We start from the raw sequence: 26,062 nt of genomic DNA, 5'->3' as shown, positions 1-26,062 counted from the left end.
GGCAGGAGACTTTGCAATGCACGATATCGAATTGACCGAAGAACAACGCATGATCCGCGACATGGCGCGTGACTTCGCCCGCAGCGAAGTCGCACCGCATGCCCAGGCCTGGGAGAAGGCCGGCTGGATCGATGACGCCGTGGTGGCGCAGATGGGCGAGTTGGGCCTGCTGGGCATGGTCGTGCCGGACACCTGGGGCGGCAGCTACACCGACTATGTGGCCTACGCCCTGGCCGTGGAAGAAATCTCGGCCGGCGACGGTGCCCTCGGCGCGCTGATGAGCATCCACAACTCGGTAGGCTGCGGCCCCCTGCTGAAATACGGCACCCCCGCGCAGCAGGACAGTTGGCTGCCGCTGCTGGTCAGTGGTCAAGCGATCGGCTGCTTCTGCCTGACCGAGCCACAGGCTGGCTCCGAGGCGCACAACCTGCGCACTCGTGCCGAACTGCGCGACGGTCAATGGGTACTCAATGGCGCCAAGCAGTTCGTCAGCAACGGCAAGCGCGCCAGGCTGGCCATCGTCTTCGCCGTGACCGATGCGCAACTGGGCAAGAAGGGGCTGTCGGCCTTCCTGGTACCGACCGACAACCCCGGCTTCGTGGTCGACCGCAGCGAACACAAGATGGGCATCAAGGCCTCCGATACCTGCGCGGTGACTCTGAACAACTGCACAATCCCCGAGGCCAACCTGCTGGGTGAACGCGGCAAGGGGCTGGCCATTGCCCTGTCCAACCTGGAAGGCGGCCGCATCGGCATCGCCGCCCAGGCTTTGGGTATCGCCCGCGCCGCCTTCGAGGCTGCCCTGGGCTATGCCCGCGAACGCATCCAGTTCGGCAAGCCGATCATCGAGCACCAGAGCGTGTCCAACCTGCTCGCCGACATGCACACCCGACTCAACGCCACCCGCCTGCTGATCCTGCATGCGGCGCGCCTGAAAAGCGCCGGGCAACCGTGCCTGTCCGAAGCCTCCCAGGCCAAGCTGTTCGCCTCGGAAATGGCCGAGCGCGTGTGCTCCAGCGCCATGCAGATCCATGGCGGCTACGGTTACCTGGAAGACTACCCGGTAGAGCGCTACTACCGCGACGCGCGCATCACCCAGATCTACGAAGGCACCAGCGAAGTCCAGCGCCTGCTGATCGCCCGCGAACTGAGCCACTACGCGCTCTGACCTCCTCCAGCCGGACGCGACTGCCGCGTCCGGCTTTTCCCTGTCTTGCCCCTTGTGGAGCTGCCCATGCCCGGCTTGCGCAATATTTCCATTAGCCGCCGTCTGTGGCTGATTTTGCTGACATCCATCCTGATGCTGCTGATACTCGCCGGCCTGATGCTCAAGCAGAGCTATAACGACCTTTATACCGCCAAGGCGCTGAAAACCCGTCACGTGGTCGAGACCGCCAGCGGCATCCTGCGCCACTTCCAAAACCTGGAAGGCCAGGGTCTCAGTCGTGAGCAGGCGCAGCAGCAGGCCATCGCGATCATGCGCGACTTGCGCTACGACCGCGAGGATTACTTCTGGCTCGAAGACCTCGACACGCGAATGGTCATGCACCCCAACGCCGGGCTCGAGGGCAAGCGCATGGCCGGTACACTCGATCCGGACGGCAAGGCGCTGTTCGACGAAATGGTCGCCACGGCCAAACGCGATGGCGCCGGCCTGGTGCACTACCGCTGGCCCAAACCGGGTTCCGACGCGCCGGTGGAAAAGGTTTCCTACGTCGAATTGTTCAAGCCCTGGGGCTGGATTGTCGGCTCGGGGATCTACATAGACGACGTGCAAGTCGAGTTCCGCCGCCAGCTGATTCAGGCCTGCGTCATATTGCTGACGATCACCCTGCTGCTCAGTGCGCTGATCCTGCTGATTGCCCGCAGTATCGCCTCGCCACTGGCGCGGGTGGTCGATGCGATGGAGAACATCGCCAGCGGCGAAGCCGACCTGACCCGCAATCTGGATAACCGCTGGCGCGATGAACTGACAGACTTGAGCGGCCATTTCAACGTGTTCACCAACAAGCTGCGTGGCGTGATCGGTCAGTCCATACAGTCCGCTGACAGCCTGGACCAGGCTTCGAAGTCGCTCGGCGAAATCGCCGCCGATAGCCAGAACCACAGCCAGCAGCAATCGCAGCAGATGGAACTGGTGGCCGCCGCCATCCACGAGGTCTCCTACGCCGTGCAGGAAGTGGCGAAGAACGCCGAGCACGCTGCCAATGAAGTTCGCCAGGCCGAAGAACAGGCGCGTCGGGGCCAGCACAACATCGACATCAGCCTGCTCCAGATCGACCAGTTGTCCGATACCATCGGCCAGGCCGTCGAGGTGATCCAGAGCCTGGCCCGGGAAAGCACCCAGATCGGCAGCGTGCTGGAAGTGATCCGCGCCATCGCCGAGCAGACCAATCTGCTCGCGCTGAACGCCGCCATCGAGGCGGCGCGCGCTGGCGAACAGGGTCGCGGCTTCGCGGTGGTAGCAGACGAAGTGCGCCTGCTGGCCCAGCGCACCCAGCAGTCCACCGCGCAAATCCAGGACATGATCGAGCGCCTGCACGGCAACTCGGAAGCTGCAGTAGATGTCATCAATGCCAGCAGCCAAGCCGCTCGACAAACCGTGGAACAGGCCCACCAAACGGCTGAAAGCCTGCACCAGGTACTCGGCGCACTGCGCAATGTCACTGAACTGAACGCCTCGATCGCCAGCGCCACCCTGGAGCAGTCACACGTGGTCGAAGACATCAATCAGAACGTGACCCGCGCAGCCTCCCTGGCCCACGAAAGTGCCCAGGCAGCAGACCGGTCCAACGAGGCGAGCCAGGAACTGGGCCAACTTGCGGGTCAGCTCAATCGGCTATTGGGACAGTTTCGCGTATGAGGTCGATGAGTCACATGCAGCCCTCCAAAACCCTTTTTGCCGTGCCTGTCGACGAAGAACGCAACACGCGTTACCTGGAAACCCGGCACAAGGCTGTCGAGCTGTTCGCCAGGCATGGTTTCAGCCGAGTCAGCATGCGCGACCTGGCCACTTGCCTGGGGATCACCGCCGGCTCCCTCTACAACCACATCGATAGCAAAGAGGAACTGCTGTTTGAATTGATCGAGGAGCTCTACGAAGCGTTGCTTGACGGCGCCAGCCTGGTGACCCGTCGCAAATCCGCCCCCACTGTACGACTGCACGGCCTGCTTGAGGCGCACCTGCGGCTCCACGAGCGCATGGCCGCGCATTTCCGCCTGGCTGAGTACGACCTCCATTGTTTGAGCTGCGAACAGCAAGCCTCGATTCTGACCCTGCGTCGACGCTACGAGCAGCATCTGGTGGAGACCATAGACCAACTCACCGGTAAACCGGCTAGCGTCACCCGACGCGCGACCGTAAGCGGCATCGTGTCCTTGCTCAATCAACTACCGGCCTGGGTTGGACAGCCCAAGGCCGGCATTGGAGCACGCCGCAAGCTGCTGCATGAGATGGTGATGAGTACCCTGCAGGGTGCATTGCGGGCAACTGAGGCGGCCGTCGTTCACGCATCGCCCTCCTCCCAAGCACTTAAATAAGTACCTGATTCCGACACCCTCTGCCGGCAACCGACAAACCCTCGGATTTTATTTTCTTACTCTCCACTGGCCCCGATGTTCATCGCATCACGTCGGGCCAATCAGTCCTGCCACTGCACACCCCACCATAAGCTCCAGCCCAGCGGGCCATGGGTCGGGTGTAAGGAGAATAAAAATAATGAATCCAGGTTTTACATCATCACTCAACCACTTGCTCGATGCTGCCACGGCTGGATCGCAGCGCGTCCCAGGCGTAGTCGCGGCAATAGTCGGGCGTGACGGTCTGGTCTATGAGGGCGCGTCAGGTCAACGGACGCTCGGTCAAGCCCCTGCCATGACGACCGACAGCGTTTTCGCCATGTTTTCCACGACCAAAGCGATAACTGCCACGGCGGTGCTGCAGTTGTTCGAAGAGGGCCGACTGGATCTCGATGCGCCTGCCAGGAACTATGTGCCGATGATCGGCGAACTGAAGGTGCTCGAGGGGTTTGATAGCGACGGAACGCCTCGCCTTCGCGCCCCCAGAAAACACATCACCACTCGAATGCTTCTGCTTCATACGGCAGGTCTGGGTTACGAGTTCTTCAACGAAAACTACAACCGACTAGCCCAGGCACAAGGACAACCCAGCATCATCAGCGGGTCGTTGGCGGCGCTTCAAACACCCTTGCTGTTTGAGCCGGGTGAACAGTGGGAATACGGCTCCAACATGGATTGGGCCGGCCTGGTGGTCGAGGCCATTACCGGCAAGCGTCTGGGTGAAGTCATGCAGCAGCGTATTTTCGAGCCGCTGGGCATGACCGATACCGCCTTTACCATGACCCCGTCGATGCTCCAGCGGCGAGCCAGCATGCACCAACGCGCAGAGGATGGATCGCTGAGCGCACTCGAGGATTTCATCCTGCCACAGGCTCCCGAAGTGCACATGGGAGGCCATGGTCTGTATTCGACCGTGAAGGATTACTGTCAGTTTATCCGTGCCTGGCTTAACGATGGACAGGGGGATCACGGACGGATTCTCAAACCGGAAACGATTCGTTTCGCTGAAAAAAATGGTCTCGAAAACCTGAAAGTAAAAGCCCTCCCCGGCGTTATCCCCAGTCTCACCAATACCGCAGAGTTCTTTCCGGGCATGCCCAAGTCGTGGGCGATGAGTTTCATGATCAACGATCAAGACGCCCCCACCGGTCGCCCTGCGGGTTCTTTGGCGTGGGCCGGATTGGCCAATCTTTTCTATTGGATCGACCGCAAGAACGGCATCGGCGGTTTTTGGGCCACCCAGATATTGCCGTTCGCCGATTCCGTTTCGGTCAATGCCTATCTGGATTTCGAAACGGCGGCCTACCGCTATCTGACCCGCTGACCCGGCACTGATTCGATGCAGATCGCATGAGAGCCCCCCGGGGCTCCAGGCGATGCTGCACGAAAAAAATTCCTCTCCAAAAACCAACAAAAACAAAACAGGTGATTCATGGAGATCTCCACACGTACCCCTGCGCGCGTTCGGCCCCTGGTGCGCGCACTTGACACTTCAACGATCGGTGCCGGCCTCGTGCTGGCGATTCTGGCGGGCAACGCCCAGGCCATCGATGTGGACGCCGGCGAATACACCGCTGCGCTTCCAGCCGGCAGCAATATCGGTTTGCTTTACCTGCAGCATGCGCAGCGGCGGTCGCTTTACAGTGATGGTCACAAGGTTGCGATCAAAGCGGGGCTCGACTCGGATATCGGCATACTGCGCGCCGCGCATTACCACCAGCTGGGCGACTACACGCTCAATACACAGTTCCTGTTGCCCTTCGGTCGCCTGGAAGGAACACGCGATAACGACTCGCTGGGACAAACCAGTGGCGTGGGCGATCTGATTCTGGCGTCCACTCTATGGCTCGTGAATGACCCGGCGAAAAATCGTTACTGGGGTATTGCACCCTACCTGTACGTGCCGACCGGTAACTATGACCGCAACGATGCACTCAACCTTGGCGAAAACCGTTGGAAGATGACATTGCAGACAGGCTATGTGACCGGTCTCACTGAAAAACTTTCCCTGGACCTCACCGCGGATGTGACCTTCTTTGGCAAAAATGACGACCTCACGAGTCAAGACCTGACGTTGCGCCAGAAGCCGCAGTGGCAAGCCCAGACCTACCTGAGGTACGCCGTGACACCAAAGCTTTCGGTGCATGTCGGTGCGTCTCGACTCTGGGGTGGTGAGACGCGCATTGACGGTCAGGATCAGAACGATGAACCCGACACCAGTAAATACCGTGTCGGCTCGTCATACTGGATAACCCCCTCCTTCCAGGCCCTGCTCAACTACGGCCAGGACGTCTCGGTCGACAACGGTTTCAAGGAAAACCAGCGGGTTAACCTAAGGCTGTTGTGGGTGTTCTGACCCACAGTGAATGGCACCGAGAGCGGGATGGACACCGCTCTCGATGCCCTCGTAGCGCCTCGAATCGCTAGCGCAGCTGGCGCTGCAAGGTCTGGGAGGGTAATTCACTGAAACGCTTGCGATAGATCCCCGCAAATTCACCCAGGTTCAGATAACCCCAGCGAAAGGCGATGGCCGAAACGGTGGTTCCCGATTGCGGGTCCGCCGCCAGCAAATCGCGGTGCGCCCCCTGCAATCGCTGCTCACGCAGGAACGCACCGGGCGTCATGCCGCGAAAACGCGCGAAGGCACCACTCAATGTCCGCACACTGGTCCCTACCGCACTGGCAACCTCACCCATCGTCGGCAGGTTCGCAGCATTGGCACTCATGAACTCTTCGGCAGCCCTGACATAACGGGGTGCAATCCGGTTCAGTGGACTATTCAAATCAAGCCCTGCCCGCCCGGCGCGGCCAGCCCATTCTTGCAGCATATGAACGCAAAGACTTTGCTCCAGGTGAGTACCCATACGCCCTTCAGCCATGTGTGCGGGAGCTTCGGCAATACAACGAACCGTGTACTCCAGCAAACTCAGCCAGCTCGACCCGACTCCGCCGATGACGCACTTGTGTCTCCAGAACTGATCATCGGGCACGAACCCAAACCACTGCAGCGCCATCCGCTCCAATACGGCATGAGGAATGGTCAGATTCAGTTGCAGGTGATCAGGGTCGAGGTCGATCCGGTAATCGACACGACTGCAATCGGCAACGAATGATTCACCCATTGCCGTATCCTCAGTGACGGAACGCCGGGTCCAGTGCCGGGCATTGCCGCGAATAGTGGTGAGCAGTAGCGCATTCCCCGCTTCGGGCGAAAATTCATCGACGCTCACCGGCACGCCATAGGCAAAACGAGTCAGCGTCAACTCGCCAATCCTGGACGAATGCATGGTGGCGTGCGGCTTGATGGCCTGCCCTTTGGGTGCCACACGGTAGGGCATATACATGCGATCCGACCAGTCGCTGATTTCATCCCACTCGGTTGAAAAACTTTTGTGCTGCTGGTGAATCGGCTTGCCGCTGGCATCGGTTAACAACGCATGTTCAAGAAGCATAGAGACACCTGATTTTTATTTTTTTAGGGTCCAATCGATGCCCAGACCTGCAACTCAGAGCAACGGCGGGTAGACCATCTGGTGTGACTCGCCCATCAGCAGCGGACGATTGAGCTTCGCGCAAGTGCGCAGGTAGTCGGCCACCAGGGTAATCCTCTTGAGGTTGCGCAGGTCCTCACAGTAGTACATCCAGAACTGTCGCGTGACCTCCACCTGATCCGGCAGCACCTCGCACAGGCGCGGGTCGGGACCGGCGAGGAAGCAAGGCAGGATCGCCAGCGCGCGCCCTTCCAGAGCCGCATGGTACTGGGCGACCACGCTGGTGCTGCGCAGGCGGCTGCGCGCGCCGAGCATCAGGTCGTTCAGGTAGAGCAGCTTGAAGCTGAAGGCCAGATCATCGACGTAGGTCACGAACGGGTGACCGGCCAGATCCTCGCGACAGCCAATCGGCGGATGACTGGCCAGGTACTCCGGCGTCGCATACACACGCAGGCGGTAATCGCACAGCCGCGAGCACACGTACGGACCGCGCTCGGGCCGCTCCAGGGTGATGGCGATGTCCGCCTCGCGCCGTGACAGGTTGACGAAGTGCGGGACCGGCAAAATATCCGCCGATATATTCGGGTAGTGCTCGAGGAAGTGGCTCATCTGTGCTGCGATGAAACAGGACCCGAAGGCTTCGGTACAACCGATGCGCAGGTGCCCGGCAAGGCCTCCGGTGGTGCCGAAAACCTGCTCGCAGGCTACCAGCAGTGTACTTTCCAGGGTTTCGGCGTGGCAGACCAGGCGCTGCCCCTCCACGGTCAGCACGAAGCCTGCGGTTCGCGATTTCTCGAACAACATGGCGCCCAGGCTCTGCTCCAGGGCGCGGATGCGTCGCGCTACCGTGGTGTAGTCCACCCCCAGGCGGCGGGCTGCACCGCTGGCGGTGCGGGCACGAGCGACCTCGAGAAAGAAGCGCATGTCGTCCCAGTTCAAGTGACCTTGCGTTGTACTTGTTTGCATATTCATCAGGCTTTCCTGCCGTACTTTGAGAGGGCCAGTGAATAAAAAGCGCGGGCCTGGGGAGTGGCAAGGCGCCGCGCAACGCTCAATCGTCAGAACTGTTCGTCAGCAAGGCCGTACAGTGGCGCACTGCCAGCGCGGATGCTGGCTTCCAGGCTCAGCGTCCGTGGCAGCAGGCGGGCGAAGTAGAACTCGGCGGTGGCCAGTTTGGCAGCGTAGAACGGCGGGTCCCGGTCAAGTCTGGACCGGGCCACGGCGGCCATGCGCGACCACATGTAGGCGTAGGCGACATAGCCGAACAGGTGCAGGTACTCCACGGAGGCTGCGCCGACTTCGTTGGCGTTGGCTTTGGCCCGCTCCAGCAGCCAGTTGCTGAGGCCCTCCAGGCGTTCCAGGGCCTTCAGCAGTTCGCTGCCATAGGCGCTTTCGTGGTGCAGCGCGAAGTGGCGGACTTCCCGAGCGAACAGGCGTAGCGCGACGCCATCGTTGGCCAGCACTTTGCGTCCGAGCAGGTCCAATGCCTGGATGCCATTGGTGCCTTCGTAGATCTGTGCAATGCGCACATCACGGACCAATTGTTCCTGGCCCCATTCGCGGATGTAGCCATGGCCGCCGAAAACCTGCTGGCCGTTGATGCAGCTTTCCAGGCCGGTGTCGGTAAAAAACGCCTTGGCCACTGGCGTCAGCAACGCAACCAGGATCTGCGCGCAATCGCGCTCGCTGGCATCGTCGGAAAACTTCGACAGATCCAGTTGTTGCCCGACATAGCAGGCGAATGCGCGACCGCCTTCGGTCATGGCTTTCATGCCCAGCAGCATACGCCGCACATCCGGGTGAGCGATGATCGGGTCGGCCGGTTTGTCCGGGGCCAAGACACCGGTGGGCGCCCGACCTTGAACGCGTTCGCGAGCATAGGTGACGGCGCTCTGGTAGGACGCCTCGGCGCAGCCGATGCCCTGAATGCCAATCGACAGGCGTTCGTAATTCATCATGGTGAACATCGCCGCCAAGCCTTTGTTCTCTTCACCGACCAGCCAGCCACTGGCGCCGTCGAAGTTCATCACGCAGGTGGCCGAGGCCTTGATGCCCATCTTGTGTTCGATCGAACCGCAACTCACGGTGTTGGCCGCGCCGAGGGAACCGTCGGCATGGACCAGGACTTTAGGTACGACAAACAGTGAAATGCCTTTCGGGCCAGCAGGCGCGTTCGGCAGTTTGGCCAGTACCAGATGAACGATGTTTTCAGTCAGGTCCTGATCGCCCCCGGTGATGAAAATCTTGCTGCCGGTGATCCTGTAGCTGCCGTCAGTCTCAGGTTCGGCGCGGGTGCGGATCAGCCCCAGGTCGGTACCTGCATGGGCCTCGGTGAGGCACATGGAGCCGGCCCAGCGGCCTTCATACATCGGCGGCAGATAGAGGTTTTTCAGGGCGTCGCTGGCATGGGCGTCCAGCGCCAGGCAGGCACCGGAACTCAATGCGGAATACAGCGCAAAACTTGAGTTGGCGCCGTAGAGCATCTCTTCGAACTGCACGGCCAGCATTTTCGGCATGCCCATGCCACCAAACCCGGGGTTGCCGGACAGTCCCACCCAACCGCCTTCGATGTAGGTTGCGTAAGCCTGTTTGAAACCGATGGGGGTGGTGACCCGGCCTTCATGCCACTGCGCGCCTTCTTCGTCGCCACTGCGATTGAGGGGCGCAATCAGGTGTGAGGTGACTTTGGCCGCCTCCTCGAGAATGGCGTCTGCCGTATCGGTGTCGATGCTGTCGGTCAAGGCCGGCAGGCGCGCCCACATGGCCGGAGCATCGAACACTTCGTGCAGCACAAAGCGCATGTCGCGCAGCGGGACTTTGAATTCGGGCATAACGTAAACCTCGTTGGCACGGTTGTGTCATGGGCAGGGCACAGCCGAATTCGGCCTGCACGAACCCGCAGCAGCAGGTCAAACACCTGCTGCCAGATGGATGCAATGTCAGATCGGGTCAGAGCGCCTTGGCCCGGTCGCGCAACACATACTTCTGGATCTTGCCTGTGGAAGTCTTTGGCAGGAGCGTGAAGATCACTGTGCGCGGTACTTTGAATCCGGCCAGATGCTCACGACAGAAACTGATGATGTCAGCCTCGCGAACGTCCTGGTGATCAGCCTTCAAGGTGACGAAGGCGCAGGGCGTTTCGCCCCATTTCTCATCGGGACGGGCGACCACGGCTGCTTCCATCACACCCGGGTGGCGATAGAGCACCCCTTCAAGCTCGATGGTGGAAATGTTCTCGCCGCCCGAGATGATGATGTCTTTGAGCCGGTCCTTGATTTCGACGTAACCGTCAGGATGCCAGACGGCCAGGTCACCGGTGTGGAACCAGCCGCCTTCGAACGCTTCGGCAGTGGCGCTCGGGTTCTTCAGGTAGCCCTTCATGACGGTGTTACCGCGAATGAAGATCTCACCGATCGTCTGGCCGTCACGCGGGGTTGGCTCCAGCGTTGTGCTATCGCCGACCATCAAGCCTTCCAGCGTCGGGTAGCGCACGCCCTGTCGCGACTTGATCTGCGCCCTCTCCTCCAGGGAAAACTCATCCCATTCGGCGTGCCAGGCGCAGACCGTCACTGGACCATAGGTTTCGGTCAGGCCAAACACATGGGTGACCTTGATGCCCATCTCTTCGACGGCACCGATGACTTTGGCCGGTGGCGCAGCGCCCGCGACCAAGGCATTGACCGGGTGATCGATGGCCGCTTTCGCTGATTCGGGCATGTTCACCAGTGCATTGAGCACGATCGGCGCACCGCACAGGTGAGTGACCTGATGCTCGCGGATCAGCGTGAGGATTTTCTGTGGATCGACCCGGCGCAGGAAAACGTGCACACCCGCCAGGGCGGTGATGGTCCATGGATAGCACCAGCCATTGCAATGGAACATCGGCAGGGTCCAGAGGTACACCGGATGGTTGCCTATGGCCCAGGTCATCTGGTTGCCCAATGCGCTCAGGTAAGCGCCGCGATGGTGGTAGACCACGCCCTTGGGGTTGCCGGTGGTGCCTGAAGTGTAATTCAGCGAAATGGCCTGCCACTCGTCGCCCGGCCATTGCCAGTCGAATGCCGGGTCGCCTTCGGCCAACAGCGCTTCGTAGTCAAGGTCGCTCGCGGCCTGACCTTCACCGTATTCCGGGTCATTGACGTCGATCACCAAAGGCGGGTGATCCAGCATGCCAAGCGCCGCCTGGATCACATCATGGAACTCGCGGTCGGTAATCAACACCCTGGCTTCGCCATGCTGCAGCATGAATGCGATCGCCTCGGCATCGAGGCGCACGTTGAGCGGATTGAGCACGGCGCCGATCATCGGCACACCGAAATGCACTTCAAGCATCTCGGGAATGTTGGGCAGCATCACCGCCACCGTGTCGTCCTTGCCGATACCGCGACCGGCCAGCGCCGAGGCCAGGCGTCGGCAACGGGTGTAGGTCTGCGCCCAGGTGCGGCGAATCGAACCGTGGATTACGGCGAGGTGATCGGGATAAGTGCTGGCGGTGCGCTCGATGAAACTCAGGGGAGACAAGGCAATGTGGTTGACAGCCGAAGGGCCTAGGCCTTGGTCATAGATAGACATGTGCGGGTACTCGATGGCTGATTGTTAGCTCTATGGTTGACCTTGCAGCGTAGTCGCCGCAGTCACCTTCAAAGTCCGGATGACTTTATATAACACTGCGTCATTGATATGGAAGTAGAACCTACGTCGTATAGTATTTGTACTATATCTATTTCTATTAAGTCCGAATCAATGCCGCCAACGCTCCAAGGCTGGTATATGCTTGGTTTCCCTGAGAAAGTGGACCCGCAATGACCCTGACGCCCGTTCGATTGCACAGTTGGTTGCGCCTGCAGCGCGAGGGTGTGTCTCTGGCCGCCCGGGCCGATGCGTTGTGTCGGGCGCTGCAGGATTGCCCTGAGGTGCAGCGGGCGGTTTACCTGAGCTGGCAGCCCAATGCGCGGATCTACAGCCATGAGGGCGCCGCCCAGCATTTGCCGCCGGGACTTGGCGACCCGGCGCTGGCCAGCGACCAGTTGCTCTTCGAGCATCTGGTCGAGGCAGGCCGCCTGGACCTGGCTCAAGTCCGTCAACTCGATTGCTGGTTGTCCGGCCGGTTGCGCCGGGCCGCGATCAGCCATGGCCAGGTATTTGATCTGGCCTTGCAGCCGGGGCAGCCGGGCTTGTTGCTGGTGGAAGTGCGCGAGGGCGTGAGTCTCGATTGGCTGGGCTGGGTGCAGGATTTGCTGACGACGCTGCTGAGCAGCGTCAACGGGCTGCTGCGTGGTTCGCCACTGTTGGGACACGATCCGCAACCGAGCCTGTTGCTCGATGCACAAGGTCGACCGCTGGAGTTCAACGCGGCACTGATGGCGCTGCTCGCCGAGAAGTCACTGACCGATGTGTTGGGCTTTTTACCGGTCAATCATCGGGTGCTGGTGCGTGCCTGCCTGGACCAGCAACGCGCCGTCGAAGGTGTCGAGGCTCAGTTTGAAACGCAGATCCTGATCTGGACGTTCATTCCCGATCCCCAGGACAACCGAGTGCTTGCCCGTTGCCGCGACGCCACGGCGCAAGTGCTGGCGGAGCGTGAAGCGGCCACCGCACGACGGCTGTACCGGCTGATCATCGAAAACACGACTGACCTGATATCCCGTCACACCCCCGAAGGTCGCGTTATCGATGCATCACCGGCGTCCTGGACCCTGCTCGGTTACTGGCCCGAAGAGTTGCGCGGGCAAATGGCCCAGGGCCTGTTTCATAGCCAGGACCTGGCCGCTCTGGTGCAGCGCGCGCGCGATGCGCTGGAGCAGGATGGCTATCACACCATGACCTATCGCATTCGCCATCGCGACGGCCATTATCTGTGGTTCGAAACCGCCAGCCGGGCGATCCGCGAAACCTACACCGGGGCGGTGGTCGAAATCGTCAGCATATCCCGGGACATCACGGCCCGGGTGCAGGCCGAGGAGAACAAGCGACGCCTGGCCGAAGTGGTCGAGGCCAACATTGACCCGGTGTTGTTCATCGCTCCCGAGGGCCAGGTCACTTATCTCAATCCAGCCGCGCGACGCATCCTCGGGATTGATGAGCAACAACCCATGCCGGCCCTGGCCGCGTTGTTTGCAAGCGGCGACCTTGCGCGCCTGCAACGCGATGGCTGGAGACGCGCCGAGCGCGACGGTGTCTGGAGCACCGATGCGCGTTTGCAACCACCGGGCGGGGGCACATCGGTGCCGGTGTCGCTGGTACTGCTGGCGCACCGTTCCGCCGGCGGTGAGCGTTATTACTCATTGGTCGCGCGCGACATGACCGAGCGCGAGCTGCGGGAAGTGCAACAGCGCCGTCATCAGGACGAACTGGCACACACCGCACGGCTGGTCACTCTCGGTGAACTGGCCTCGGGGATCGCCCACGAAATCAACCAGCCGCTGGCTGCCGTTGTCAACTATGCGAATGCAAGCCAGCGCTATCTACAAACGCTGGATTCCAATCCCCAGGCCGCAGCCAGAGTGACCCAGGGTCTGGAACGCATTACCCATCACGCCACCCACGCCTCCGAAGTGATCCGACGGTTACGCTCCTTTTTGCGCAAGGGACAGCGTCGCATGCAGGCGCTGAACTTGACCGACGTCGCCCGCGAAGCCGTGCGTTTGTGTGCCTGGGAGGCGAGTAATTGCCAAGTGACAATCGAGGACCGACTGCCCGATAATCTGCCACCCGTTTATGCCGACCGCGTGTTGCTGGAACAGGTGCTGCTCAATTTGTTGCGCAATGCCATCGATGCCAACCGTGAGCAACATCCCGGGCAACCCTCTGTGATCGTGATGGCCGTGGAGCATGGCAGTGGCGCCTGCGCGGAAATCAGTGTGCGAGACCAGGGGCCGGGCGTCAGCGAGCCGGAACTGGAACAGATATTTACCCCGTTTTACACCAGCAAGGCCGATGGCCTGGGGCTCGGTCTGTCCATGAGCCGCAGCATCATCGAAGGTTTCGGTGGCGAATTGAATGCCCGGCGCCAGCCTGTCGGGCTGCTGATGTGTTGCCGCTTGCCGCTTGCCGGCCCAACAAAACAACAATAGGAATCAGGTAATGGCAGGTGTAACGGAGCACGTTGTGTACGTGGTCGATGATGACCAGGGCATGCTCGAATCGACGGTCTGGTTACTGGAGTCGGTCGGGCTCAAGGCCTTGCCGTTTACCAGTGGCGTCGCGTTCCTCGATGCCTGCGATGCAAGCCTCGATGCTTGTGTGCTGCTGGACGTTCGCATGCCCGGTATGGGCGGGTTGAACGTGCAGGAAGAAATGCGTGTGCGCCAACTGAACCTGCCCATCATCTTCGTCAGCGGGCATGCGGATGTGCCGATCGTGGTGCGCGCGTTCAAGGCCGGTGCCCATGACTTTATCGAGAAGCCCTACAACGAACAGCTGTTGCTGGACAGCGTGCAACAGGCGCTCAGCAACTGTGCCGCCAACCGTTCGGGCAACCAGGGCCACGAAGCCTTGCAGGCGCGCTTGTTGACCTTGACCCCGCGCGAGCGCGATATCCTGTTGCCATTGGTGCAGGGTTACACCACCCGCGAAATCGCGGAACAACTGGGCGTAAGTGCAAAAACCGTTGATCTGTATCGCGCGCGCGTCATGAAACGCATGCAGGCCAACACGCTGCCGGACCTGGTGGGCATGGCCATCGCGGCGCAGATGGTCGATCCGCTGAAGTTGCGTTGATTCCTCAGGACAGGTTTTCAAGCAGCTCCAGCGCCTGATCAAAATCGAAGCACTCCGCTTGCCGCACAACCCGAAGCAATTGCTCGGTCATCCGCGGGTCTGAAGCCAGCCCCTGCAGTTTGAGCAAGGCCGTCAGCGCCTGGGTGTCGCTCTCGGCCAGCAGAGACCGGACGTGGGCCAATTGCGCGTGCCATTCGCTGCCCGGTGGCACGCTTGATGAGTCTGCGCACGATGTCGGCTCGCCGAGCACCGATAAGCCTTCCAGCACCGTTGTCAGGCAACGCTCGACCTCCACCAGCCGGTCAGCCAGGTCCTGCTCCGCCCCATCGTTCAGACACGCCTGTTCCAGTGCGGCGGCTGCATTCGCCACTTCAACGGCACCAATGTTGCCCGCCGTTCCGCGCAGGGTATGGGCCAGTCTGACCGTCGTCGAACGATCGCCCTGGCCTCGGGCAGCCAGGAACTCGGCGCAAAAAACCTGGTGGCTGGAGCGAAACTTGCGCAGCAGTCGCAGATAGAGCTCGACCTTGCCCATGCAGGTGCCCAGGCCCGCTTTCAAATCAATGCCGGGAAGGCTGGCTGGCAGGCTCGCCGCTGACTCCGTGGTGACCGGCGAAACGTCGGCCGACATCGCGCCACGGTCAGCTCGCGGATGTATCCACTTGGCCAACGTGGCGAACATGTCGTCGACGTTCAAGGGTTTGGAGATGTGGTCGTTCATGCCGCAGGCCAGCGCCCGCTCGCGGTCCCCCGCCATGGCGTCGGCAGTCATGGCGATCACCGGCAGATCCGCCCAGCGTGGCTGCTCACGTATCTTGCGGGTCGCGGTGTAACCGTCCATCACCGGCATCTGGCAGTCCATCAACACACCATCGAAGTCTGCGTCACGCTCCAGTTGGTCAAGCGCTTCTGCGCCGTGAACGGCCAGGCACAGCTCGATCCCGGCGCTCTCCAGCAGTTCACAGGCCAGCTCGCGGTTCAGCTCATTGTCTTCGACCAACAGCAGTCGCGCGCCACGCAGGCTGGCCATGGCGCTGGCACTCTGGCCGAGTCGCGAGCTGGCCCGGGTATCGGCCTGGGGGATCTTGCCGAGCACCGTGCCCAGCGCCTCAAGCAAAGTGGACGGCGTCACCGGTTTGGTCAGTACCACTGGCAAATGAATGCCGTACCGACTGGCCTCTTCGCGGGCTTCCTCGCGACCGAACGCCGTGACCATGATCACCGACGGCGTTTGCGCCAGTTTGGCGGCCTGCATCTGCCGCACCGTTTCCACACCGTCCATGCCAGGCATGCGCCAATCCATCAGCACCAGATCATAGGGCAGCACCTTCGCTTCGGCGTCCACCAGCATGGCCAGTGCGGCCCGGCCGCTTTGCGCGACGTCCACCTCCACGCCAAAACTGCGCGCCATGCTGGACAGGATCTCCCGCGCGCTGGCGTTGTCATCGACCACCAACACACGGTTGCCCAGCAATTCGTCGGCGGTCACCATGCGCCGTAAATGGCTGTCGCGCTGCACCCCCAGGCTCACCTCGAAATGGAAAGTGGAACCAAGGCCCGGCTCGCTCTCTACCCAAATGCGCCCGCCCATCAATTCCACCAGATGCCGAGAGATGGCCAGGCCCAACCCGGTGCCACCGTATTTGCGGGTGATGGTGCTATCGGCCTGGCTGAAGGGTTGAAACAGGCGCGAGCATTGCTCGGCGTTCATGCCGATCCCGGTGTCGCGTACCCAGAAATGCAGCTGCGCCTGCTCTCCTGCCGCGCCCCGGTGCTCTACGCCGAGTACGATCTCGCCCTGCTCGGTGAACTTCGTCGCATTGTTGCCCAGGTTGATCAGCACCTGGCCAAGGCGCAACGGGTCGCCGATCAAGGCGGTCGGCAGTTCGGCATCGGTGCTGAACAGCAATTCCAGGCCTTTGTCCTCGGCTTTGAGGCCGATCATGCTGGCAAAGCCGTCGAGCACGGCCTCGAGGTGGAAGGGAATGTGCTCCAGGTGCATTTTCCCGGCCTCGATCCTGGAGAAGTCGAGGATGTCGTTGATGATCACCAACAGGTATTCCGCCGAGCGATGGACCTTTTCGATGTAGTTGCGCTGGCGGTGGTCGAGCTCGGTTCGCAATGCCAGGTAGCTCATGCCGATGATGGCGTTCATCGGTGTGCGGATCTCGTGGCTCATGGTGGCCAGGAAGTTGCTCTTGGCCCGGGTCGCCTCTTCTGCGGCCTCCCGCGCGCGCTGCACCTCGGCCTCGGCGGTCTTGCGGTCGGTGATGTCAAAGTACCAGTTGGCCCCCATGCCCCGCTCCCCCAGCGTCATCGTGACGGCCGAAACCAGTACGTCGAAGCGCTCGCCTCCAGCGCGCTGCAGGGTGGTCTCGAAGTTCAGCACTGCACCTTGCGCTGCCGCTTCGAGAAAGCGCTGGTGTGCCTGCGGGTCGACCCAGAACTGCGCCGGATCCGCACCTTCGAGTTCAGCCAGACGAGTCCCGAACAGACTGTCGAACTGCGGATTGCAGTAGGTCGGACGGCCATCGACGTCCCTGATCACCATGGCCACCGGGCTGCTGTCGAGGACTGCGCGCAACTGTGCCTCGCTGGTCTTGAGTGCCGCCTGCAAATGACGTCGTTCACTCACGTCGCGCACCGAAGCGCACACGCATACGCCGTCTCCTTCCAGGCTCGGCAGATGCGACAGGCTGATCTCTGCCGAGAACAGACTTCCGTCTTTGCGCACGCCTTGCAGGTCGTCCAGGTTGGCCCCCATCTGGCGAGTGGCGCCGTGGGCCATGAAGCCCTTGCGCAGCGCCTCGTGGCGCCCTCTGCTGGCCAACGGCACCAAACGATCGATGGACTCGCCGAGCAGCTCACCGGCGCTATAGCCGAACAGCTGATCCAGTTGGCGATTGGTGCGCAGGATCTGTCCTTGGGCATCGACCACCAGCATGCCGTCCGGCGCCGCTTCGATAATCCCGCGATACCAGGCCTCGGTGGCGCGCAACGCCGATTGCTGGGTTTCCAGTGCCTGCGCCTGCTGCTCCAGTTGCAGCGCCTGTTCCGCCATTTCATTGGCCTGGCGACGGGTTTCCGCCAACAGGGTCTTGATCGCCTGATTGCGCTCCAAAATCGCCATGGCTGCGGCCAAACGTGGGGTGGCTTCCTGCAACAGCAGCAGTTCACGCTCGCCCAGGGGCTCCAGCCCGGCCAGTTCGAGCACCCCCAGCAGCCGCTCGCCACGGACAATGGGTTGCAGCAGCAGGCAACGGGCCGGGACCTCGCCAAGGGGCGAGCGCAAACGCCAGTATTGATCCGGCATCGCCTGAAACTGACGCGGCACGCGATCCACCGCGCACTGGCCCAACAGGCCGTCGCCGAACATGACTTGCGCCTCGGGTGGCCGCTCGGAATCGGTGGCATAACGCCCCATCAACAGCAGCGTGCCGGAATCCTCCTGCGCGCTGTACAGCACCCCCTGGCAGATTCCGTGCAGGCTGGCCATGCATTGCAGGAACACCTGCGCCAGTTCGGCCGGGGTTTCTGCCTGCTGCAGATCGACCTGCAACTGGGCGGTATGCGCCTTGATCCAGCGCTGGCGCTCAAGCTGTTGGGATTCGGTCTGCAGTTTGGCGATGGCCCGCGCCAGATCGCCGGTTTCGTTGTTAAGGTCAGTGTGGGGAATCGGTTGATCGAGCTGCCCCGCGGCCAATTGGTCTACCGCCACCCGCACCCGGTTCAGTGGATTGCGGATCGACTGGCTGACGACCCAGGACAACAGCAACGCCAGCGACAAACCACCGAACAACAGTACGTAGGTCAACCTGGTGCTGTGTTCGGCAAACTCGGCAATGTCCTTGGCCGTGTCGCGAATCGAGGCTTCCTTGATCTGGACGATCGCGTACAAAAGGCCGTCGGCCTGCCGGGCAAGTTGCTGGAATTCACTGCTATTGAGCAGTACCAACGCCTTGTTCTGCTGGCCCTGGTCGATCGATAGAAAGGCCTGGTCGCTATGACGCTGCAACTGTTGCAGCAGCAGGTCGAGCTCGGCGAGGCGCGCCAGATTGTCCGCGCGCCTTAAGGTCACTTTGGCGCGGGCCACGGCCTGCTGCAGGCCTTCGCGGATATCATGCAGTTGCTGCAGGGATTCGACGCGAATCTGCGCGCTGTCGGTGCCCACCGCACGCTGCAGTGCTTGCATCATATGGGGCAATTGCACACGGGCTTCCTGCAAGTGCTCCATGCCGACCAGTTCCTGCAGATAGAGGTTCTGCATGTCCTGCTTCAGCGATTGCTGGGTGCGCAGGCTTTGCACGCCGAGCACCAGCACCAACAGCAGCAGCGCCGAGAAACCCAGGATCAGTTTGTGAAGCAGCGCGAGGCGCTCAAGCAGGGTACGCAATCCGGCCATGACTATCCTCGTGGACCTGATGAAAACACTGACGAAGAGACAATCGCGGGTTCACGGAGCCTGGCCGAAACGCTCCAGGGCAGCCCGCTTGCCGGCCATATCCTGGTCGGAATCGGCGAAGCGCTCGGCAATGGTCTGGAACTGTTCGAGGCAATCGAGGAAGGCATCGCAGATATCGGGGTCGAAGTGCGTGCCTCGCCCCTGACGAATAATCTCGACGGCCTGCGCGTGGGGCATCCCCGCTTTATAGACCCGACGGCTGATCAATGCGTCATAGACGTCCGCCACTGCCATCAACCGGGCGCTGACGGGGATGTCGTCACCCGCCAGCCCTTGCGGATACCCACTTCCGTCCCATTTTTCCTGGTGACTGTAGGCAATCTCCTTGGCCAGGCTGAGGAACTCGGCGCGAATGCCGAGCTGATCCTCGGCATGCTGGATGGCGTCACGTCCCAGCGTTGTATGAGTCTTCATGATCTCGAATTCTTCCTCGGTATAGCGTCCCGGCTTGAGGAGAATATGGTCGGGGATGCCGATCTTGCCGATGTCGTGCAGCGGCGCCGACTTGAACAATAATTCGATGGTGTCCTCGGTGAGAAAGTGACTGAAGCGTGGATGAGCACGCAGATGCTCGGCCAGCACCTTGATGTAATGCTGGGTCCGCCGGATATGGTTGCCCGTTTCGTTATCGCGAGTCTCGGCCAGTGAAGCCATGGCCTGGATGGCCACATCCTGGATCGCAATCACCTCGCGGGTCCGGCGCGCCACTTCCTTCTCCAGATAGTCGTTGTGATCGCGCAGGAAGTCTGCCGCCGCCTTGAGCTTGAGCTGGGTATCCACCCGCGCCAGGACCAGCGCCGGCCTGATCGGTTTGGTGATGTAGTCGACAGCCCCCAGTTCCAGGCCATGGATCTCGTCTTCGGTGTCGGCCATGGCCGTCAGAAAGATGATCGGAATATCACGGGTACGCGGGTCGCGCTTGAGCTGCTGCGCCACTTCATGGCCGGACAGCCCGGGCATCATCACGTCCAGCAGGATCAGGTCAGGGAGTGCGTCGCCCTGTAGTACGCGCAAAGCCTTTTCACCGCTATTGGCGGCCTTGACCCGGTAGCGATCCTTGAGCAGATCCGTCATCAGCATCAGGTTGTCGGGCGTGTCATCGACCACCAGCAGGGTCGGCGGACTGTAATGACTCTGTTCGGCACTCATGGCGGGTGGCTCCCATGCCAGACTTTGACATCCCGAGGCAACACTTCCACTGCCGCCCCGACGCAAGAAAGCTTAGCTGCTGTTCTCCAGGGCTGCCCGGCGCCGAGCCCGAACCAGAAGCGTCAGCCGTTGCCCTCATAGTGTGGGTCAATAGTCTGTTTGAGGTATTACCCAACGCTGACCTTGATTGACTATGACGCTAGGGATTTTCGGTCATCCGGATGGACCAGGCAGCACGACCGTCGCTCCATCCATCAACCGCAACGAGGAGCTTGATAGCTATGGAAAAAGTCATCTATCTGCTGTGGCGTGATACCCAAGTCAGTCCTGATACCTTCGCCCATCGCCTGCGCAGTGAGGTCGCCGGGCAATTGCAGGCACTCGGCGCCCGTGGTGTGCAATTGAACCTGGTCGATGCCGATGTGCAACCAGCCGCCGGCCTGCGCCAGGAAAACAACCGACCATTGCCCGATGGCAGCCTGTCGCTGTGGCTGGACAGTGCCAACGGGCCGGCTCGCTGCCCTTTCGATAACCTGATCAGCGCGGCAACGGCGCGCATGGCTGCCTACCTGGTCTGCGAGTCGGTCGCCATCGCCAATACCCGCTTCCCTGCAACACCCGGTGAGCGTACCCACGGGTTTGCCCAACTGGCCCTGCTGACCCGCCCTCCACGCCTGACTCCCGAGGCCTGGCTGGACATCTGGCGCAACCATCACACGACGGTGGCCGTGGACACCCAAGCCAACTTCCAGTACGTGCAAAACCTGGTGGTGTCGGCACTGACCCACGGCGCGCCACGGATCGATGCCATCGTTGAAGAATGTTTTCCGCCAGCGGCCATGACCGATCCCATGGCCTTTTTCGATGCGGCGGGCGACGAAGCGAAATTCCAGCGCAACCTGGCGGCGATGATGGACAGTTGCAGCCGCTTCATCGATTTCGACAAGATCGACGTGCTGCCCACCAGCCAGTACTGCCTGTAGGACCGGAAAATCGTCAAGCGTGTCAGGGCCCGGCAACCGGGCCCTGATGCTCAGGCCTGCTTCAAGGCGCCATCGAACGCGGGCGTCAACCCCGACAACTCCAGCTTGCGGACAAAGTCGCCCAGACGCTGCTGCTTGTAGGCGTCCACGTCCATGTCACGGTAGTCGTAGAAACCCTGGCCATCGCGCAAGCCATTGCGGCCGTTTTGCATGTTGTCGGCGATCACTTGTGGTGACTCGAAACGCGGTGATAGCGCTCCACTCAGGTAACGCGAGGCGTAGTACAAAATGTCGCCGCCGCCCCAGTCGATGAACTCAAGCAGGCCCAGCACCGAGAAGCGCAAACCAAAGCCGACGCGCACCGCCGTGTCGATATCTTCTGCGCTGGCCACGCCCTCTTCCACCATCCGTGCCGCTTCGTTCATCACCAATGCCTGAATGCGCGGCACGATGTAGCCAGCCACCGGGTTGCACACCACGGGCACCTTGCCGATGCGCTTGAGCAGTTGCAGCAGCCGTTCGACCACCTGCGGGCAGGTCGCTTCGCTGCGGCTGACTTCCACCAGCGGCATCAGGTACGCGGGATTGAGCCAGTGCGCGTTCACGAAGCGCGCAGGCGTACTGACCATTTCGCTCAGTTCCGTGACCAGGAAAGTCGAGGTGGTCGACGCGATGATGGTCGACGCCGGCACATGCTCGCTGACCCAGGTGAAGGTCTCCTGCTTGACCGCGATGACTTCCGGCACCGCTTCGAACACCAGGTCGCACCTGCGCAATGCATCTGCGGCCTGGGATCTGGATTGCAGCGTCAACCGGGCTATCGCGATGTCGGCCTGTTCCAGCCGGAGCATGCCGAGGCGTACCAGCATCTGCAATTCGCTGCGGATGTTGTTGCGCACACGTTCGAAGTAGCCGTGCCGCTCATCCTCGGCGCGATCCTTGATGTCGATGAGGGTGACCGGCAGGCCCGCATGGATGAACGCCAGGGCAATGCCCTCGCCCATCCGGCCGGCGCCGATCACGCTGACTTGGGGCAGCGCGGCGTTCATCAGTTGTAGCCCCTGGTCAGCAGTTCGGTCATCTGCGCCCGACTCAGCGTGGCCAGACCGAGGTTTTCCAGGGTGCGGCCTTCGGCGTAGAGATCCCGTGCAGCGACAACCGAGGCAATGCTCAGCAGGCCCTGCGCAACCGGAGTCGGCACACCGGCCCAGCGGCCGACGGACACCAGGAAGGACAGGCCCAGGCGGGTGTCTTCGAGCATGTAGCGATGCTTCTGCAAGTCGATGTCCTCGCGCCAGTCACCGCTGTCGGTCAACTTGCCATGGGCACCGCGACCGTACATCCACTCATCACCTTCGGTGGTGTTGTAGTGGTCGGCGAGAGGAAAGTGCGGCGCGCCGTAGGTCAGTGCTTCACGCACGGCCATGCGCTCGGCATCAAGCTGGTTGGTCACGCGACGAATCGACGGTTGGGTGCCTTCGTTGTGAATGTCCCAGGCCTCGAAATGCTCCAGCGGCCCGGCGTTCATCATGATCAGCGGCGGGTGGATGATAGGGCCTGCGTTCATCAACGCACCGCTCAGGGCGTCTTCAATCGGTTCGACGCTCGGGTAGGCTTCACGCAGCACCGCAAAAGCATGCTCGGACAGGTTGCTGGGGAATACACCGGTCGGCAGGCGGGTGGCGTAGCCGCTGATCACCAGGTCGCTGGCGCCATGCTTGCGTACCAGGTACGGCAGCGTACCGGTTTCAGCGAAAGCGACCTTGCTCCGGTTGCCCGCATCGGCCATGGCCTTGGCAAACACGAAACTGCCAAAGGTGCCCGGCGGCAGGAACACCACCTGACCGTCGTGCAGGTGCGGCGCAACATGTCTGGCCAGGTCTTCGTGGGAGGTCGACGGCAGCGGGATGATCACCAGTTGCGCGTCGCCCAGGGCTTCGGCCAGGTCGTCGGTGAACGACAACTTGTCGCCCTTCTGGCCGACTGACAACTGGCGAGTGCCTCGGTAGTCCTTGATGGTCAGGCTGCCGATGGCCAGCAGCTCTTTGAGCGCTGTGGAATCTCGACGCCACAGGCGGGTCTGGTGCCCCTTTTCAGCCATTTCGACAGCAGCGGCGTAACAGCCGTGACCACCACCCAGCACGGTAATATTCATGCAGATACTCCTTTTTGTCAGAGACTCGATCCTATCGAGCCGCACCGCCACAGACTCCTCCGATTGCGCAGCCGAATGACCGATTGCGCAGGTGTCTCAATGCTTCCGCCGCCGCAGGGTGTCCGACGGCAGGCAACCATAGCGTTGCCGATAAGCGCTGGAGAAATGCCCGAAGCTGTTGATGCCATGACGCAACAGGATATCGGTGACGGTTTCGCCGGCCCTGCCCTGCTTGAGCGACTCGTGGATGACCGCCAGGCGACGGTCGCGGATGTACTCGACCGGCGCCTGCCGGAGGAACTGGTTGAAGCCGTTCTGCAAGGTGCGCACCGAAACACCACACAGTTCGCTCAGGGTCGTCAGGCTGATCGGTTCGTCGAGGTGTTCCTCGATGTAGTCACGGGCCTTTTTCACGTGGTGCGGCAGCGGCACGCGCGAATCGATCAACAGATCCGCGGAGTAGTTATGCGGCAGCTGCGTGAGCAGCAACTGCATCAGGTATTCGGACAGGCCGCTGGCGAGGCGCGAACCGTCAACGCCGCTGCCGTAGAGCCGGCAGATGTAGTCCAGGGTGTGATAGAGGCTGACGACGCCGGCGCCCAGGTGGTCGACGCTGACATCAAAGATCACCGACTGGCGCAGGCTGCGGCCGAGCAGGCGTTGCAGCTGCGTCTCCAGGGCATCACGGTCGACACGCAGGATCAGGTTGCGGCACTCGCCATCGGTGACGATGCGGCTTTGCGCGAACGGCGAGGAAACGCTCAGGTAGCCCGACTGCATCGCCGCGCTGCGCCGCCCGTGGGCCACTTCGCAATGCCCCTGCAAGGTGATGCGAAACAGATACTGATCGGCAATGTCGCCGATGGTGATCTCCACCGGCGCGCCATAACGCAGGTCGAGCAGCGCCGAATCGCCGAAGAATACGCCGTTGAGTCGGGTGTAGATCGGCTCGTCACGCAGCACGTTGAAGCTGTGCGGGCACAGGTATTGGCTGACCTTGTCCTTGATCTCGCGGTAATCGGCCGAACTGAGCAGGCTGTGCCGTTCCAGCAGGTGTACGTCATTCAACATCAAGGGTTCTCCTGACGTGGAGCGTCTCGGCCCCGCTCCCTTTGACAGGAGCGAGGCCGGGGCGCCGATCGTGGACTATGACCAATCAAGCCCGGGTCGGATACTCCCGGGCATAACTTTCGCGAAAACGACGGCAACCACGCCAGAGCAGCAGCACGGTCAACGCCGATGCACCGGCGATCACCAGTGACATCGACGACCCTACCGCCGCGGGCGATCCGAAGTAGCGGTCGGTCAACAGCGCCACCAGCGTAGTGCCCAGGCCCAAACCCAGCAGATTGCTGATCAGCAGGAACACGGCCGAGACCTGTGCGCGCACCTGGTTCGGTGCGAGGATCTGCATCGCCGCCGTGGACGCCGGCATCGGGAACGAGGCGAAGAACATCGCTGGCACCAACAGGGTCACCGACAGCCACAGTTGATCGACTTGAGAGAACAGCACGGCCGGCACCGCCATACCGAGGGCACCGATGACGCCAGTGCGCATGGCAGCGTCCTGATGACCTTTCTTGGCCAGATAATCGGTGAGCCATCCACCGAACAGCACCCCGCCTGTGTTGGCCACCAACAGCACGGTGCCAAGCATGTAGCCCGCCTCCATCGGCGACAGGCCGAACTTGCGGATGTACAGCGCCGGGCTCCAGCTCATCAAGCAGAACAGGGCCATGGCGTAAAATGAAAAGCCCAGGTAATGACAGGTGAAGGTGGCGCGGTGGCGGCCGAGGAAGCGCAAGCCATCACCCATCCCGACCTTCCTGGCCCGACCCTGCGCATCCACCTGCAGGCCTTTGCGCGCCGGATCGCGCACGGTAAGCCAGATCAACAGGCCGACCACGATGCCGGGCAGACCGACAATGAAGAACGCCAACTGCCAGGCCTTCATCGCGCCGAGAAAGGCGACCTCGATGGTGTTCATGTCCTTGAGCATCGCGATCACATAGCCGCCCACCAGGAAGGCCAGGCCACCACCGACGAACGAGCCGATCGAGTAGATACCCACCGCGCGGCCGAGTTTCTCCTTGGGGAACATGTCGCTGAACATCGAGTAGGCCGAGGGCGACAGGGCTGCCTCGCCGACACCGACACCAATGCGGGCGAGGAACATGTGCAGGAAGTTCTTGCTCAAGCCGCAGGCTGCAGTCGCCAGGCTCCAGAACACCACGCCGACGGCGATGATCTTCGGTCGCGAGAAGCGGTCGGCCAGATAGGCGATGGGCATGCCCATGAACGCGTAGAACAACGAAAAGGCCAGCCCGTGCAGCAAGCTGAACTGGGTGTCGCTGATCTGCAGGTCGGCTTTGATCGGCTCGATCATCAGCGCCAGGATCTGTCGATCCACAAATGAAAAGATGTAGGCGATCATGCACAGGCCGACCACATACCACTCGTAAATGTAGGTTTTCTTCTTCTGCAGGACCGCGTTATCGACCTGGATATTCACTAGTGTTTGCTC

At 61.5% G+C, this 26,062-nt stretch carries 18 protein-coding genes; 8 read left to right on the top strand and 10 right to left on the bottom strand.

Features of this window, described 5'->3' with window-relative positions:
- Positions 1-16: 16 nt before the first annotated feature.
- From AC1RS8_RS10815 to AC1RS8_RS10795, 5 genes are all read left to right on the top strand, one after another.
- On the top strand, positions 17-1,168 hold the full coding sequence (locus tag AC1RS8_RS10815; protein WP_489338660.1) for an acyl-CoA dehydrogenase family protein: 1,152 nt from the start codon (positions 17-19) through the stop codon (positions 1,166-1,168).
- A 66-nt stretch (positions 1,169-1,234) separates the two neighbouring features.
- Positions 1,235-2,863, top strand: a complete 1,629-nt coding sequence (locus AC1RS8_RS10810; protein WP_489338661.1) for a methyl-accepting chemotaxis protein — start codon at positions 1,235-1,237, stop codon at positions 2,861-2,863.
- Positions 2,860-3,540, top strand: a complete 681-nt coding sequence (locus AC1RS8_RS10805; protein ID WP_090456041.1) for a TetR/AcrR family transcriptional regulator — start codon at positions 2,860-2,862, stop codon at positions 3,538-3,540. Before AC1RS8_RS10810 ends, AC1RS8_RS10805 begins: the two co-directional genes overlap by 4 nt.
- A gap of 178 nt (positions 3,541-3,718) precedes the next feature.
- Positions 3,719-4,903, top strand: coding sequence for a methyl acetate hydrolase AcmB (acmB, locus tag AC1RS8_RS10800; protein ID WP_489338662.1), 1,185 nt, complete (start codon positions 3,719-3,721; stop codon positions 4,901-4,903).
- A gap of 108 nt (positions 4,904-5,011) precedes the next feature.
- Positions 5,012-5,935, top strand: a complete 924-nt coding sequence (locus tag AC1RS8_RS10795) for a transporter (protein ID WP_489338663.1) — start codon at positions 5,012-5,014, stop codon at positions 5,933-5,935.
- Between the two features lie 67 nt (positions 5,936-6,002).
- Here AC1RS8_RS10795 and AC1RS8_RS10790 read toward each other — a convergent pair whose 3' ends face one another.
- The 4 genes from AC1RS8_RS10790 to AC1RS8_RS10775 all read right to left on the bottom strand — a co-directional run bounded on the left by AC1RS8_RS10790 (position 6,003) and on the right by AC1RS8_RS10775 (position 11,642).
- Positions 6,003-7,031 carry an AraC family transcriptional regulator gene (locus tag AC1RS8_RS10790; protein ID WP_489338664.1) on the bottom strand — a complete coding sequence of 343 codons (1,029 nt, stop codon included), beginning with the start codon at positions 7,029-7,031 and terminating at the stop codon, positions 6,003-6,005.
- Positions 7,032-7,085: 54 nt separating this feature from the next.
- On the bottom strand, positions 7,086-8,042 hold the full coding sequence (locus AC1RS8_RS10785; RefSeq protein ID WP_090456048.1) for a LysR family transcriptional regulator: 957 nt from the start codon (positions 8,040-8,042) through the stop codon (positions 7,086-7,088).
- A gap of 86 nt (positions 8,043-8,128) precedes the next feature.
- Complete coding sequence (locus tag AC1RS8_RS10780; protein ID WP_489338665.1) at positions 8,129-9,901, bottom strand: acyl-CoA dehydrogenase C-terminal domain-containing protein; 1,773 nt, start codon at positions 9,899-9,901, stop codon at positions 8,129-8,131.
- A gap of 118 nt (positions 9,902-10,019) precedes the next feature.
- Positions 10,020-11,642, bottom strand: coding sequence for an acyl-CoA synthetase (locus AC1RS8_RS10775; protein ID WP_090456052.1), 1,623 nt, complete (start codon positions 11,640-11,642; stop codon positions 10,020-10,022).
- 230 nt (positions 11,643-11,872) lie between these two features.
- Here AC1RS8_RS10775 and AC1RS8_RS10770 point away from each other — a divergent pair, with 230 nt between their 5' ends.
- Both AC1RS8_RS10770 and AC1RS8_RS10765 read left to right on the top strand, forming a co-directional pair.
- A complete protein-coding gene (locus AC1RS8_RS10770) occupies positions 11,873-14,143 on the top strand; it encodes a PAS domain-containing sensor histidine kinase (RefSeq protein WP_489338666.1) in 2,271 nt (756 codons plus the stop codon).
- Positions 14,144-14,153: 10 nt separating this feature from the next.
- Positions 14,154-14,789 carry a response regulator transcription factor gene (locus AC1RS8_RS10765; RefSeq protein ID WP_102672425.1) on the top strand — a complete coding sequence of 212 codons (636 nt, stop codon included), beginning with the start codon at positions 14,154-14,156 and terminating at the stop codon, positions 14,787-14,789.
- A gap of 4 nt (positions 14,790-14,793) precedes the next feature.
- Here the strand turns inward: AC1RS8_RS10765 and AC1RS8_RS10760 are convergent, their stop codons facing one another.
- Both AC1RS8_RS10760 and AC1RS8_RS10755 read right to left on the bottom strand, forming a co-directional pair.
- Positions 14,794-19,191, bottom strand: a complete 4,398-nt coding sequence (locus tag AC1RS8_RS10760) for a response regulator (protein ID WP_489338667.1) — start codon at positions 19,189-19,191, stop codon at positions 14,794-14,796.
- A 51-nt stretch (positions 19,192-19,242) separates the two neighbouring features.
- Positions 19,243-20,400: an HD-GYP domain-containing protein gene (locus AC1RS8_RS10755; protein ID WP_489338668.1), complete on the bottom strand. Its 1,158-nt coding sequence runs from the start codon at positions 20,398-20,400 to the stop codon at positions 19,243-19,245.
- Positions 20,401-20,681: 281 nt separating this feature from the next.
- On the opposite strand from AC1RS8_RS10755, the gene AC1RS8_RS10750 reads away from it, so the two are divergent.
- A complete protein-coding gene (locus AC1RS8_RS10750; RefSeq protein WP_489338669.1) occupies positions 20,682-21,383 on the top strand; it encodes an EthD domain-containing protein in 702 nt (233 codons plus the stop codon).
- 50 nt (positions 21,384-21,433) lie between these two features.
- Here AC1RS8_RS10750 and AC1RS8_RS10745 read toward each other — a convergent pair whose 3' ends face one another.
- From AC1RS8_RS10745 to AC1RS8_RS10730, 4 genes are all read right to left on the bottom strand, one after another.
- The gene (locus AC1RS8_RS10745; protein ID WP_489338670.1) at positions 21,434-22,432 is read right to left on the bottom strand and encodes a 3-hydroxybutyryl-CoA dehydrogenase; all 999 of its coding nucleotides are present in this window, start codon (positions 22,430-22,432) and stop codon (positions 21,434-21,436) included.
- Positions 22,432-23,538, bottom strand: coding sequence for an NAD/NADP-dependent octopine/nopaline dehydrogenase family protein (locus AC1RS8_RS10740; RefSeq protein ID WP_150813934.1), 1,107 nt, complete (start codon positions 23,536-23,538; stop codon positions 22,432-22,434). The genes AC1RS8_RS10745 and AC1RS8_RS10740 overlap by 1 nt, the downstream gene beginning before the upstream one ends.
- A 96-nt stretch (positions 23,539-23,634) precedes the next feature.
- On the bottom strand, positions 23,635-24,609 hold the full coding sequence (locus AC1RS8_RS10735; RefSeq protein WP_489338671.1) for a cupin domain-containing protein: 975 nt from the start codon (positions 24,607-24,609) through the stop codon (positions 23,635-23,637).
- An 85-nt stretch (positions 24,610-24,694) separates the two neighbouring features.
- Positions 24,695-26,050, bottom strand: coding sequence for a spinster family MFS transporter (locus tag AC1RS8_RS10730; RefSeq protein ID WP_218497573.1), 1,356 nt, complete (start codon positions 26,048-26,050; stop codon positions 24,695-24,697).
- Between the last annotated feature and the right edge of the window lie 12 nt (positions 26,051-26,062).

The organism is Pseudomonas sp. GW821-FHT12A04 (assembly GCF_058807755.1).
This window is presented reverse-complemented; position numbering and strand designations above follow the sequence as displayed.